The sequence below is a fragment of the Flammeovirga yaeyamensis genome, assembly GCF_018736045.1.
GTDB lineage: Bacteria > Bacteroidota > Bacteroidia > Cytophagales > Flammeovirgaceae > Flammeovirga > Flammeovirga yaeyamensis.
The window spans coordinates 2,186,822-2,202,035 of the sequence record NZ_CP076133.1; the positions used below are offsets into that span (position 1 = coordinate 2,186,822).

Below are 15,214 nucleotides of genomic sequence, written 5' to 3' on the forward strand. Positions count from 1 at the left end.
TTTTTTTTTCGATAAAAATATTAGCGTTAGTAACGTTGATAAAATAGAGTTGATTTATCAGACTTGTCTATTTATAAAAAATAAGATTAGTTATATAATTTCTTGTAATCGTCATATTACACTTCAAAGTTAATAATTATTAAACATTTTTCAAATTATTTTAAGGTGACATTAGACATTTAACTTAATAAAAGTCAATGTTATGAGTAATAAATAAGAATTAAGAAGTAACAATAAAAAATGCTATGATTAGATGTAACTAAACATAGCATTTTAAATTCATCAACTTGAAATATGAACTTAGAATTAGAGTATTTTGTTTTTCTTGATGCTGTTTTTTTGCTGCATACTGGTCTGAATGATATTATCACATATATTCTTAGCTTCTAAAGCGTCTCGTTTGATATCACCCGTTTTAAGGTCGACAAAGGCAACTACAATATCATCTAGGCGTTTAATTAGTTCCTTTTGTCTAGATAGATTTTCCATCACCACTTCAAGCGTCTGAACATGCTCTTTTAGTTTCTCATATTGATGGTATTTATCATCCAACTGCTTATTAAAAATCGCCTTAGTATTGATTGTTATCATATCGTATTCCTTCTTATAAGAATCGTTACTTTGGCTCTTTATATATAAACCTTTAAGAAGTTCTTGCTTGTCTTTATATAGACGTTTTAAAACAGAAGTTCTTTTTGATAATACCATATGATTATCAATTCTAAGCTTCTCTAATGTTTTTACTTTTTGAGATAGAATCTTGATATTGTTTTCAACATGCATCACTTGATGTGCCTGATGTTCCAATATGTTAAGACTTACATTCGCGGTTAATAAATATTCCAATCTCCCCAAGAACTTGATTTGTCTGGCAGATAGATTTCTCAAATCTCGGCTTGCTTTGTCCAATTTAGAGACAATAGAGTCTTTCTCTACCTCAAGTGTTGCAAGGTGTTGAACGGATATCGCAATGGCTGAATCTATACCTACTAAACGTGCTTCTTGAACCCCGATATAATATTCATCGTAATCTACCTGTCTTCTTGACTTTCTTAATTCAGGGTAATTCTTTTGGCCTAATTTATACTTCAGTTCTTGATAATAAGAATACGCATTATTGACTTCTTCATTTTTTGTCTTTATCTCCTCCTTATTGATCCAATTTCTGTCAATAAACTTTTGTCTTTTTTCAATGGGTTGTTGCAAGTAATGTCTTGCCCAGAGTTTTAAGGCATCAATCTCAATAGATGAATAAATATCGATATATCTTAAATAAGAATAGGCAGAACTTGTCGCTTCCTCATAATACTTCGTCAGTTCCTTTTCTAGTTCTGCTTTTGTAATGGTTGAATCTTTTTTATTCAATATCGACTCTGCCATTTTTAGAGAGGCAACTCCCATAGTAGAGAAGTTTCTTTTATTATAAGTAATGGCATTCTTTGCATCGATATAAAATGACTCCGCATCCTCTAATAAGATATATTCATCCAAAAACGGAGAGTTTCTTATGGGTTCATTTACAATAGGGAAATTACCCGCTATAAAATCTTGTACGGTTACTTCATACTCCAATAATTGCCAAATTGGATTGGATGGCAAATGTGTTTCAATAAAAATTCTTGGTGATGGACAAAAATAACTGTAGTCCACCTTGTTAATAAACTGAGGTTTAAAGAAATCAGTCTTCTTTTTAAAGAAAGACTTTTTCTCTTGTTGTTTAGAGATAATCCCACTACCCCATGTTACATCAATTAAATGCCACTCTCCATCTAAATAAGCGGAGTTCCAAGAATGGTTTGCTTTGTAAAAGTTGGTGGTGATACTTTTATTATCAGTAAAAATATGCCCCGTAATTAAATGTGCTTCTATGTTTGCTTTCTCGCATAATTTTAAAAACAAATTAGCGAAATCGTGACTTACTCCTTTTCTCTTTCTTAAGATATCTTCAGCAGACTCAAACATCTGTTTTTTATCGTTGTATGCTTTAATATCCAATTCGATATTATGAGTAATCCAAGTATAAATATTTAAAGCTTTTTGACGATCAGAACGTGCATTGTCAGTTAAATAAGAAGATAGTTTAGTAACGGAAGTCGTAGCATATTTTGGAGCATACTTTGCCTCTTCCCTCACTTCTCTTATTTGAGCGTAACAATTAAAAGTTAAAAAAAGTATTATAGTTAATAGTGTTGACTTGTTCATTATCAAGATCAGTCGATTAAAAGTAGTTATTTATCAGTACACAATAGAATAACTGATTAATAGTGAAAATTATTATATAAAATCCCCTAGAAGTCTAAAAAAAAATTAATTACACATAAACACAAATTGAATGCTCAAGTTAATTGTATTGGTCTTTAATTAGTTGAATTGATGCGATTTGTATTTGGGGTAAATATAATCCAAACGTCTATTGGACTAATTTTCAAACTATTACAGTATCTTAAAAAATCAAAACAAAAATAAAGCCATAACAACTTAATGTTATGGCTGAAATATTATTTTACTATTACTTTTTCTGTGAATGTCTGGCTCCCTATCTTTATTTCGGTGAGAATGAGCCCTGTTCCGTATATCATTGGTATTTTGGTATACCCCTCTGTCTGTATATCTAATAAGGTCTGACCTGCAGAGGTATACAACTTAATATTCATGATCTCATTCCCATTATTGGAAATATTTAGATACTCACCCGAATTTACTGGGTTTGGATAAACAGTTAAAGCGGTTGTACTTTCCCCGTTATGGATTGTTATAGGACCGTGAAAAGCATATTTTCCATCAAAATCCACTTGTTGTAGACGGTAATAAATTACACCATTAAAATCTGGAAGGTCATCTTGATAACTATATTTTAGAGGAACATTACTATTACCCGCTCCAGCAACCTTACCTAAATCATCCCAGCTGCTATTATCAAATGATCTTTGTACGATAAATTCTTTGTTATTTAGCTCGGTGGCTGTGGACCAAGCTAAGTCTACTTTATCGCCATTAATTTCAGCGTTAAAATAGATCATTTCAACAGGTAAATCTATATTACACTCTTCCGTGGAGTTATTAACGTCGCAAGGGAAATCTTCTTCTGCTGCATCTGAAAAGGATGCATTTGGTCCAATACAAGTACCTGAACATGATATTTGATCATCATCTATTTGATCCCATTCCGAAATGTCTGTATTGATGATCATTTGAGAGCAATCATCCATGACAATTTCGTCCTCTTTAAGAATTTCACTACCATTAGCGAACTCTAAATAAGAACAGCCCGATAAATAAATGTGTGTATGTTTGATTTCACTTTCATAAAAAGACAATAAGGAATTATCTTTTATATAGAAGTAATTATCTTCTTCATCTTTATCAAAAGTTCCTCTTTCAGTATTAAGGAAAAGTAATTGAGAGTGATCTTCTACAGTCACTTTCACACCTTTCCACTGTAAACCATTTACAGCTACTTTTAAAACAGCATTATTTAAAACATGTATTTCTACATTGCTTAAATCTTTATATCTGTCGTTTGACCATGTTTGATCTTGGGTAACAGTTAATAAATCACCTTCTGCTTCTTTAAAGTCTAAGAAGTCATCATCTTCGCTTGAAGAACAGGAAAAAAGAAATAAGAATACGAAAGAAATTAATGGGAAATATTTTTTCATTATGATATTATTTTTTGTTTGACATCTACTTATATCAAACCTTATGTAATATCACCAAAAAAATTATTTAATTATAAAGTTTGGAGAAACTCCTGCAGTCCAATTTAATTCCGCCATAGATTTAGCATATTCTGACTTCATTTTATACAATTTTGTCTGAGCTTCAATTAACTTACCTTCTCGGACATTCATATAAAATACAGAACTTTCACCGGCATTAAACTTATCTGTTTCACCTTGCAAAAGAATTTCGTAATTCTCCGACATTTCTTGTTGCATATCGGTTAATTCGACATAGTTCTCTACCATTAAGAAAGCTTTTTGGATATCGTTAGAAAGCTCTCTCCTTTTCATTGTCATTTTAAACTCAATGTCTTGTACCTTAAGTTTAGACATTTGAAGTTTAGCTCTTTCTTTTCTTAAAAATAAAGGCATTGAGAAGGTGGCACCGAATTTATAATTTTCTTCCAACCCATATTCCCAACTAGAAGCCGTTGTCCCCAAATAGTTGTATTTAAGATTCAATTCTGGCTTTACTGATTCTCTAGCCAATCTTTGATCTAAATTCAACATGGTTGTTTTTGCTTGTAGAGAGATTAAATCAGGGTGTCCAACCAAAGCTTGATTGGTTAGGTCTTCTAAATTTGGAAGAGCTTCTACACCCATTTCCTCAGGCTGAATATCGTCCATAATTTCTAATGGCTCATTATTTTCATTCCAAAGGTGATTGGAAAGAATCAATTTAGCCTTTTGCAAGTCCAATTCAGCCATTTTCAAGTTGATTTCTCTTTGCTGAATTGTAATTTGAGCTTCTACTCCATCGACAGCTGCCAAATCACCTTGCTTAATTCTTTCATCAACTGATTCCTTTCGGAAAGTAGCCAATTCAAATCCAGTTTCTGCTAATCTAAATTGATGATAAGCAAAATACCAGCTCCAATAATCTTTGGCTATTTGAAGCACCAACTTGTTGATTACTTTTATTTGTTCCGCCTCTGTCATTTGTTGCATGGCAAAACCTTTTTTCAAAGAGGCACGTCTCTCGTCCATCAAAAGGCCTTTTAATACTGGTAATTCCAGTCCGATATACATTAAGCCGTTTCCGCTATCAGTATCGTTTTCTGGATTGAGGTAACTACCTTGATTACGTTCGTACCCCACATTCAAGTTACCTGCCCATAATGGTACTTTAGCGTAACTATTCCATTTTTGGTAGTACTCTTTATTCTTAAATACCTTTTGATCGTATTTAGATTCTAATTTCGGATCAAAAGAACCACGACCTAAACGCACTTGCATCCTAGCTTGTTCAGACAAAAGATCTGCTTGTTGATACACCGGGTGATACAACATCACAAGATCATATAGATCTGCAAGAGTGATTATTTTAACTTCTTCTTGAGCATGAGTAGAAAGCACAGAGAAAAAGAATAATAATGAGAGTGATATTTTTTTAAACTTATTTCTTAGCATCTTTTTTACTGCCTTTATAATCGTTTAAACTTGGAGGGAAACCATTAATCTGACGCCATAATTCGTACCATATTGGCACTTCTTCTAGCATTACCCAACCGAAAACACCTGTACCCATTCTTAATTCAGGTGGCCAATCATCATCTTTTTCTTTCTTATCTTGAATAATTAAGACTCTAAATGTACCATCTGCTTGATTCATAAAGTCAACTACTTCAACTCTACCACCAAAAGTACCCACACTTACACTTGGCCAACCTGAGAATTGAATTGAAGGCCAACCATCAAAACGTAAACGGACATGTCTTCCTTCTTCAATAAGAGGAACATCCATCGTTTTCACATAAATAGCCGCTGCTAATTGTGGTTTATCTGGAACTAAAGTCAATAATGCTTGTCCACTTTTAATGTTTTCTCCTAAACCACTGTTTAAGGCTTGTACTACTACCCCTTTTTGTGGCGCTCTAATTACTCTCATACCAGCACGGATTTCCATACTAGACAACTCGTTTCTTGCTTTTGCTAGTGCCGCATCACTATCTGCGATATCAGATAATGTGGTGGAAAGTTCAGAGTCTGTTTTTGCAATTTTATCTAAAGCTTCATTTCGTGCTGCATTTTTTCCAAGTACAGCATTTTGATATTCATTTCTTGCCATCTCTAGTTTTGTTCTGGCAGAAACTTCTTTACTTACACTTTGTTGATACTTCGATCTAAAGGTTTCTAATTTAGTTAAAGAGATGAGACCTTTGTTATGAAGTTCCTCATTTGCTTTATATTGACGACTAGCGTTCTTTAGATCCACTTTTGAAGCCTCCCAAGCAATACTATCACCCTCAATCTTTAAAATTGATTGCTCAATTTTGTTATCAAACTGTTGAAGTTTAATGACTAATCCAGCTTTAAGGGCTTCTAATTGTCTTTGCTTCGCTAATACTTTATCTTCTTTTGCACTAATTGCATTGCCTTTTGCTCTAATACCTTCTTCTAAACGAAGAATCATGTCGGGGTCAATGTATTTATCTTTCACCTCGGCAATAGTAAGGAGCACTTGACCAGAATCTACATGTTGCCCTTCCTGTACATTCCATTGTGCAATTGTACCATCAATTGGACTTTGAATTTTCTGAGGTCTATCTTTTGGCGTCAAGGCAGTTATTTCACCTCTAGCTCTAATGTTCTGTTGCCATGGTAAAAATAGAACCACACAAAAAAGTACCATGATAATGATGAGTATTCTTGCTACTTTTTTTGCCTCACTTGGTGTATTTAGTGTATTTAATGTCCCAAAACGTTTATCGTATTGGTCTTTATCGTTGGAATTATGAGGTGTTATATTCAGCATTTTAATATCAATTAGTTGTTAGTAGTTAAGAAACAGTTTCTAAAACTTTCATGACCTTTTACTTCGTCAATTGTTCCGATAGTCTCTACTTTACCATCACCCATTATGGCAACTCTGTCACATAATGTAGATAAAATAGGATCGTTACCAACAAAAATTAATGTCCATGGATTTTCTTTATCGATTAGGAAATTCAGAATCTTAAATCTCATCTGACTGTCCAATTCTTGGAATGTTCTGTTAAATATGAGCAAACGAGGATGATCGGCAATACATCTTGCCAATATAAAACGAATAGCAACACTCTCTGAAAATACATGAGAAGAACCTGTAATAACAGTATTCAAACCTTCAGGCTGTTTTTGAACAAATTCTAAAAGATCCACACTTTCTAAAGCCCAAATAATATCCTCGTAGGTAATACTTTCACGACCCATTTTAATATTCTCATAAAGAGAACCATCAAAAAGTTCTTCTTCCGAAAGGTTTTTAGCAATTGAACTTCTTAAATCGATAAGGTCTACATCTCTAAGATTAAATCCATCGTATGAGATTGCTCCTTTATAATCTTCTAGGAAAGAGGCTAAGGCATAAACCATGGTATCTTTACCAGAGTTATTATGACCTCCAATACACATTCTTTCGCCAGATTTAATATCAATATTTACTCCGTTCAATGCTGTTCTGTGACCATGATAATCATATTTCACATCTTTCATCTTTACAGCAAAACCTTGTCTACCTTTTTCTTTCTTAACGAAAACTCCACCTTTTCTTTCCAAAGGTAGATCGGTTACGTGTGCAATTTTGTCAACAGCAGTAAGCATATCGTAAGCTACTTCCATAGAAAGTACTAGTTTCTCTGACGCTGAAAGTACCAATACAATAACGATTTCTGATGCTACAAACTGACCAAGGTTCATTTCTCTGTTAATCACTAACCACGAACCGATAATCAAAAGACCACCTGTTACCAATGTTTTAAAGATATATACAAAGATAAACTGGTTGATCACCACATTAAATTGCTTCTCTCTGTAATGCAAGTAGTGGTTCGTTAAGTTTTCTGTTCTTTCCATTGGTAAGAACGTTCTACCAGCAATTTTAAATGATGGTAACGTTCTAGCCATTTCTTCCAACCAATGCACTACTTTATACTTGTACTTTGATTCTACCATATTGGCAGCAAGTGCCTTAGGCCCAGTAAACCAGAATAAAATAACTAGTGTACTTATAAGCACCACACCAAATACAATAAATAATGGGTGATAGAATGAAAGAAGGATCATACCGAACAAAATCTGTAGAACGGCACCGGAGAGATCAATTAAGAATTTCGGCAAACTTTTTTGAATAGTAATTACATCAAAAAAGCGGTTCATAAGTTCTGGAGTATTCGCACTTAATAGTGATTCTAATTTAATTCTTGGCAGACGGAAGGTGAATTCAAATGCTGCTTTCACGAATACCCTCCTTTGCAAGGTCTCCACTACTTTTAACTGCATTATTTGAAGCATTCCGGTAAACATGGTAAATAAGATGATTAAACCAATCATAACCGTAATAGAATCGATGACCACACCACCTGCAATCAATTCGATTACTGTTTGTACACCTAGAGGTAATACTAATCCAAATAATGAGATAAGTAGTGCGTAGATATAGATATAACTAATATCTTTCTTTTCTGCACCCAATAAGCGACTTAGTCTTGCTACCGAAGTATTCTTCTTTTTTGTTTCATCATCTGAAATAAGAGGCTTATTCGAAATCGGAATAGCATAAGTCACTTCACCATCGTCATTTCTAATAAGCTTTTCGATGGCTAAGTCTATATTTATTTCCTTATCCTGTCCTAATTTATCAACAGAAAAAGCTTTTATTGTTCCGTGACTATCCGGACAAAAAACAACTGGAGTAGCAACACCATCTAACATTGATTCCACAATGTAGGGTGTAATACTTTTTTCAAGATGTGATAATAATTCGTTAATACTACCATCTGTTTTTACAATTGCCAATTCAAAATTATCGGCATATCGTATAAACATGTCCCAAAAATTATCATCAGATTCATGATTAATTATGGGTTCATCGGCATTAATATCAATCTTATGATTGATTTGAGATGACAGTAGTATACTAAGTTTCTTATATCCTTTGTTAGTCATAAAACTAAGAAGTTGATCAAGTTGAGTTAGATTTCAATCGATTGGATGAAATAATGCAAAGCATAAAATCAGAAAAACTATTGCGGAATAATTATATCTAATTTCTATTAAATGCAAATAACTACAATCAATCATTAAAGTTTGAGTGTTTTGACAAAAATTTCTTTAAAACATATATTATAATTTGTGAAAATTGTATTTACACGAAATTTTGAGCCAAAATGCTAGGTTATATAACAAAGGTTTTATGTATGATCAAAATAATTTTCAACCCTATTTATAGGATAACAAATTATTAGGATCGACCACTTTTTTCAAACGATGAAAAATTTTCACTTCCCTCTGGTGAACTTCTCCATCGGATTCAATCATTTTTCTAAAAAGTAAAAACGCTTTATTCTTTTTTGATATGGTCATCCTCTTGATGGTCTGTGCTACATCTTCAAAAGACAAGCTATTCGCATCTAGTGGGGATGAGATAGGTAAATTTAATTTTTCAATAAGATCTACCATAAATTTGATTTCGCCCTGATGTACTTTGCCGTCGGCTGCGGCTATCATATTAGAGAATCGTAAGATGCATAATTTTTCTTGGGGCGTATAGTCTTGAGTTTCCAGTAATTCAAATTGATTAGTAAGAGTATTCATAAAGTTCTTTTAGGTTAACACTACAAACCTACGACTTACTACTCAAAATAGCACCATTCTAACACACTGAACTTGAGATGATTATAGAAAATTCTTTATAAAACACAATTCGCAATAGTATACTATACTTCTATCTCTTTAGTATTTTTTCAATAATTTCACCAAAGTTCTCCACCTTAAACGCTTCGCCAATTGCCTCAAAACCCCAATGGTTATTTTGTTTATTTAAACTTCCCATTAACAATGCATTTTGATCAGCATATGTTTCTACGTCAGTGACATCATAGGAAGCATAAGTATAATTTATCTTGTAAGGGGTACCATCATACATTCTTATTTTGGCAAATGGAACTTCAGAAAAACCACCTTCACCCACATGATTTAAAAAGAAATAGATATTACTAATTTTTGAATCCACTTTATTTAAATCAATGATGATTACCTCATTATCTAAACCATCATCTCCATCTGTATCTCCTGTTATATCATCACCACTATGTCTTAAGGCACTATCATAAGAAATCAGTTTTCCTTCATCTATAGTATTAGAATGAATTTGAACGTTTTTGTATTTTGGTGAGAATATATAATCAACAATGTTATTTTCATCATCAAGCATTAAAACGCTTAAATCCAAATCTACATTGATCACTTTTTTATACAAACCTAAGAATACAGGTTTTTGAATTGCACCCCAATTTACACCAACGCAAAAGTGGCTCAAGCTTTTTTGTGCTCCAGATTCAAGATTAAAGTGTTCACCTTTTAGTAATTCAATCGTCATTTTATTTTATTGATGAAAGTATAAATTTGCTTGCAAAAGGGTACATGATAGTATAAAAGTACTACATCTTACATAAAATTTCAACTCTACATAAAATCGTTGTTTTCAATTATGATGTTTATCATTCTGCATAACAACTAATAATAGTATCCATTTTTGCCACAATATTATTGATTTCAGTATCTAAATCTTGCCAACAATTTGTCACCCATAAATGATAAACTTCTATGTTGTGACTTGCCATAATATTCTTTCTATGAATATCGTATCTATACGATTCCTTAGAGAGATGTTCCTCTTTTCCATCGCATTCAATAGCTAAAACCACTTTATTGTTTTCGTCAACTATAGCAATATCTAAATACAAACCTCCTAACTTATAAGATGGAACTAAGGTGAATGGAGAAGGGATTTTTTTAGATAAGAATTCAATTATCTGACTTTCAAAGCTTGCAGAAGTAGACTTTTTCAAGGAAGTAGTACTTGATTCTGCGGCATATTCCGCTAGCGTATTTAAGATATGTATTCTCTCCTCTTCGTTTTGATTTGAACAAGCTCTTGCATAGGCTAAATAGGCATACAAAATGGCCTTACCGTTATTTCCTTGATTGCTTAACTCTGAGGCATATTTTGAATAAACTTCAGTTGGGAATGAAGTAAAAACGTGCAATTCCTTTTTAGCTCTTGTCACAATTACATTGAGCAATTTATATCCTTTCTCCTGATTGTTTAATTGGCCAAAATTTTGTCGGAAACTCCCTTGATCGTTCTTTCCAAAAGTAGTAGATAACAATATCACGTCTCTTTCATCACCTTGAATATTTTCTAAGTTTTTGATGAAAAATCCGTTCTTTATTAACTCCTGCATCAATTTATTAAAACTACTTGACGCTTCTATTTCTGCATAAATATGGTCCCAAATAAGGTTTCTTTGATCCATATTAAAAGTAGCGATTCCTAAAGTAGGTAGTTGATCTACATCTAGAGTTTTGATAAAATTAATGATTTCTTCTGCCTCCTTAGCGTTAGATCGATCTGCATACAAACCATCTACTTGATGCAACTTAATAGGTTGATAATCTTTTACATTGGGCATAGGAATTAATCGAGAACCATAAAAGGCCGCATTAGAAAAATCGATTAAATGTGGATGCTGTGAACGATAATGGAAATCGAGATAAGAGAATTTAAACGTACTATCTTTAGCGAAAGTCAATAAAGAATCGCTTTCGGCTAAAGCTACATCTGCTTCTTCTAATTCTTCATCTAAATCCAAATCACCTCCTTTATCAAAATAAGAAGAAGGTGGCATTTGATGAACATCTCCAGATATGATTTGATGATTTCCTCTCAACATTGCTGCAAAAGCATCTTCTAATCTCACTTGAGAAGCTTCATCAAAAATCACTAAATCATATAAACCTGTTTCCATAGGTAAGATGGAACTACAGACCACAGGGTTGACCATTGTAACAGGGAAAAACGTAGAGAATAAATCAAACTCTTGATGAATAATTTTTCTTAAGGATGTCTTAGAACCATACGTTTTATTCTTTCTGTAATTAAATAACAGCTTTAAACTTTGCTTGTTTTTGGATTTCAGCAACTGCTCCACTTCCTTGGATTGCTGGTTCACAATAAAACCTGCCTGGTGCTTTTGTATATCTAAAGTGAGTGCATCTAACTGTTCTAACAAATAATTATCCGTAATGTATTTCCCTACATTCTTTGCTTCATAATGCATTAGTAGGGCATTGAAGTACCAATATTTAAAGGTAATTGACCATTCGTTTACTTCTGCATCTGTTAAGAAATCGATGAGTTTATTGGCATATCCTTCTTCAATCGATCCTTTAAAATATTTCCAATCATGTATATCTCTATACTTGACCATATTTGAAGACAATTGCTCTAATTCTTTCTTCGTTTCATTAATAAATGAATTTAGCTCATGGCTTATCTGTAGGTTTAAGGTTTTACTTTGATAAAGCAACCCCAAGTCCTGATGTAATTTTTCTGTCAGACTTACTATTTGATGTGCAGACTGTGACATACGTTTAAGCTTGCCACTAAAAACTTTTCTTAACCAAAAGAACCAATTTTCTTGTAACCCCTTTTCATAAAAATCATCACCAAAACTTTGGATAGATTCTTCCAGTTTCAATTCAATTTCTGATGACTTTTGCTCAACATCCTTCAAGAAATCAGATACTTTTAATCGAGACTCTTGCGTAAATGGTTCTTGGAAAAAATGTTCAGAGAATGCATCAAGATCTAGTTTTAGATGTTGAATTTTCTTATATGTTCTTTCTCCATTTTCTATCAACTGAGTTAATTGTTGATATTCCTCCTCTGTAAAGTATAAGGAAGTAATCACTCCCATCTCCGATATTACCTGTTGATGTGCTTCTTCTTGATTGGAGATCATTTCAGAAATTGAATCTCTCCAAGTATAATCACCCAAAACATGGCTTGCCGAGTTCTTATATTTCTCTTGTGCTTCTACTTTGTTGTTCTCGTATTTACTTCTTAATGCTCTGTACTTACTCACATTAATTTCCGATTTTGGCAAAGTACTTTTCCCATCAACAATTTCTCTTACTGTATCGACAATTTGTTTTCGGTCTTTATTTACATCGTCTATTACAGCACAAAGATGGTCTAATCCTAGTTTTCCCAGGTTTTGCTTTAATACTTCAAGGGCTGTTTTCTTTTCACAAACGACTAAACACCTTGCATTATTTTCTAAAGCATTCGTGATAATGGCAGTTAGGGATTGACTTTTCCCAGTACCAGGAGGGCCTTGAATGATTAATTTCCTTTCATCATTTAATAAGTGAAGTAACCTTTCCTGACTTGGATCGACGGCTACAGAAGAAGTTGTATATTCCTGATAAGCAACATCTTCTACCGTTTCTGTAAAGTCTTCATTATTGTCATGAATATACTGAAGATCTGCTATTATACTCTCTCTCTGTGCTTTATATAAGCCAAAAACTCCACTCCAAGCCACCCAAGCTTGTCTTTGCGTTTTTTGGTCTAAGGCTTTTTTATCTGTTGATTTTTCTAATTCACCTATCTCATTTAAACTAGGACTGTTCAATTGTTGAAGAATTCCATTGACTACCTCTAAAATTTCTTCGTTATCAATAATACCGTCTTCCAACATTTCCTCAGATATTGCCTGAAGCTGAACGCCATCAAAAACGGACTCAATGTATGATCTTAATTGAGCGTTGATAAGTATTGGATAATCATCTCCTTTTAATATGCGCCAATTTGATGTACCTCTAGCTTCTTTGTCTAATTCTAAATGCCAAATAAAAAGTGGTGCATAGGCTAATTGCTTAGTATTGTTAGGGTTACGAAACACTAGCATTGGGTAACCGAATCCAAAGCTATTGACTCCGTGGTTCTGTATATCGTTATTGATATCGATATGTATATTTTTTAGCTTTTTAAATAAAGTGGAACATTGCTGTGCTACTTCATCATCATAGAGATCAATCTCCTGAAATGAAGAACCAAAATTAAAGCTAAATTTCTGTGAGGAGGTTAATTGTTGAAGAAACTGATTAGATAATCCTTCTTCTAATACATCTAATTGTTTAACATCTAGGCGATTTCTAGATCTTCCAACGGTTGCATTTAAATGAATCGATCTAAGGTTTCCTACTTTTAATTTATTTTCAAGGGTCTTTATTAGTGACTTACTATATTTTGTTGGCTCAGAATTCATATCAATATATATCTTAAAAACTATATTTTAGTTTAATTGGTCAAAATTGAAACACATTTTAAATTATTGAGTATCAAGTTAAACTTGATCAAATGATTTTTCGAAATCGGCAAATTTGCCAAAATCGTTTTTTATAAATTTTCAAATCAAAGGTTTTTCTCCACGATTTATGTTTATTTCTATGTCTGATTAGTTTATACTTTTTATCAAACAAAAGACATAAAACAAACCACTTAAATATTGATAATCAGATACTTAAACCACGATTATCCACCTCTAAGCAAGTATTTAAATCTAGAACATCTCATATAATAAAAAAGTATTTAAGGAAGTTCTGCCCCCTCTATACATAAACTTTTCTAATTGTATAAGACGATTATTTCTAATCTATTTTAATTTTAGATTTCAACACTTTTCATGGTGATTCAAACAGATTTAAATACTATTTCGATTACACAATACTTTAACTTTACACCCCAACTTATCTTATTTTTTATCAGTTTCTTTTAGTTACTGAACTTTTTTAATATTCTTTTTGCTCGCACTTTTCCAGCTGCCGAATAATAAGGTAAAGCATCTTCTAAAATTATGATCAGTTCTTGCGATAATTCAGGGTATTTTTCACAATACTTCGAAAGTAACTCCATACTGTGCACCTTAACTGCAATATCAGTTTCAGAGGATGATAAAATATCAAAAAGAAATTCTACCCACTCTCCTTCTTTATCAATTGATAATGGGCAGTGAATCAAACCTCTTAAAAGCGATCTTTTTATACCTTGAGTTTTTATACCGGGTAACCAAGTAATTAAATCATCCACATATTTCGATAAAATCTGATCATTTTTATCTGAAATAGAGGTCATCACCCAAGCTAAACGATTACCGTGAGGATTATCAAATTTCTTAATGCTTTCGTACAGGTCATCAATTAGATCATCTGCTATGACAAGCTCGATAAATTGATCTCTTTCTTCTTTCGAACTGATCTTAATTTCTTCGAAGTTCATCTAGTAAATATCTAAAAAAAAATACTGTATTGATGTTTATGTCTGTTAAATTTTGGACAAAAAGAAAGGTAGCACTTTGGCTACCTTGTATTCTAAGAATCGTTAAATATTTAGAATTATTTCTTTTCCCTCGTCGGTTAATCCGACTAATATTTTTTGGTCATCAGTTTCTAAATTTACTAGACCGTTTCTTTGTAAACTATTCGCGATACAACTCAGTTCAGTATGGCTTGTTTCGATTTGTAATTCCTTCAAAACATCTTCAAGCAATACTTTTTTATTCTGAGGTAAAGCTTTCATTATCCTTAATGATTTTGCTTGTATAGACATCTTCCACCTCCTTCTTTATTGTTATATCTATTTATACGTGAGATTTTATGAAATG

At 32.7% G+C, this 15,214-nt stretch carries 10 protein-coding genes; all 10 read right to left on the reverse strand.

Going from position 1 to position 15,214, the window contains the following annotated elements; genetic code table 11:
• Positions 1–306: 306 nt before the first annotated feature.
• Positions 307–2,202, reverse strand: coding sequence for a transglutaminase domain-containing protein (locus tag KMW28_RS28265; protein WP_169662504.1), 1,896 nt, complete (start codon positions 2,200–2,202; stop codon positions 307–309).
• 296 nt (positions 2,203–2,498) lie between these two features.
• Positions 2,499–3,659 (reverse strand): T9SS type A sorting domain-containing protein, encoded by a 1,161-nt coding sequence (locus KMW28_RS28270; RefSeq protein ID WP_169662503.1) that lies wholly within the window; start codon positions 3,657–3,659, stop codon positions 2,499–2,501.
• A 63-nt stretch (positions 3,660–3,722) separates the two neighbouring features.
• On the reverse strand, positions 3,723–5,132 hold the full coding sequence (locus KMW28_RS28275) for a TolC family protein (protein ID WP_169662502.1): 1,410 nt from the start codon (positions 5,130–5,132) through the stop codon (positions 3,723–3,725).
• Positions 5,119–6,477 (reverse strand): HlyD family secretion protein, encoded by a 1,359-nt coding sequence (locus KMW28_RS28280; protein WP_169662501.1) that lies wholly within the window; start codon positions 6,475–6,477, stop codon positions 5,119–5,121. Before KMW28_RS28280 ends, KMW28_RS28275 begins: the two co-directional genes overlap by 14 nt.
• Before the next feature lie 11 nt (positions 6,478–6,488).
• Positions 6,489–8,648 carry a peptidase domain-containing ABC transporter gene (locus KMW28_RS28285; RefSeq protein WP_169662500.1) on the reverse strand — a complete coding sequence of 720 codons (2,160 nt, stop codon included), beginning with the start codon at positions 8,646–8,648 and terminating at the stop codon, positions 6,489–6,491.
• 273 nt (positions 8,649–8,921) lie between these two features.
• Positions 8,922–9,296, reverse strand: a complete 375-nt coding sequence (locus tag KMW28_RS28290; RefSeq protein WP_169662499.1) for a tellurite resistance TerB family protein — start codon at positions 9,294–9,296, stop codon at positions 8,922–8,924.
• A 130-nt stretch (positions 9,297–9,426) separates the two neighbouring features.
• Positions 9,427–10,080 carry a TerD family protein gene (locus KMW28_RS28295; RefSeq protein WP_169662498.1) on the reverse strand — a complete coding sequence of 218 codons (654 nt, stop codon included), beginning with the start codon at positions 10,078–10,080 and terminating at the stop codon, positions 9,427–9,429.
• Between the two features lie 121 nt (positions 10,081–10,201).
• Entirely contained in the window at positions 10,202–13,819 is a 3,618-nt protein-coding gene (locus KMW28_RS28300) for an AAA domain-containing protein (protein ID WP_169662497.1), read from the reverse strand.
• A 506-nt stretch (positions 13,820–14,325) separates the two neighbouring features.
• Entirely contained in the window at positions 14,326–14,829 is a 504-nt protein-coding gene (locus KMW28_RS28305; RefSeq protein WP_169662496.1) for a hypothetical protein, read from the reverse strand.
• Positions 14,830–14,931: 102 nt separating this feature from the next.
• Positions 14,932–15,159, reverse strand: a complete 228-nt coding sequence (locus KMW28_RS28310; protein WP_066215824.1) for a hypothetical protein — start codon at positions 15,157–15,159, stop codon at positions 14,932–14,934.
• Positions 15,160–15,214 lie beyond the last annotated feature (55 nt).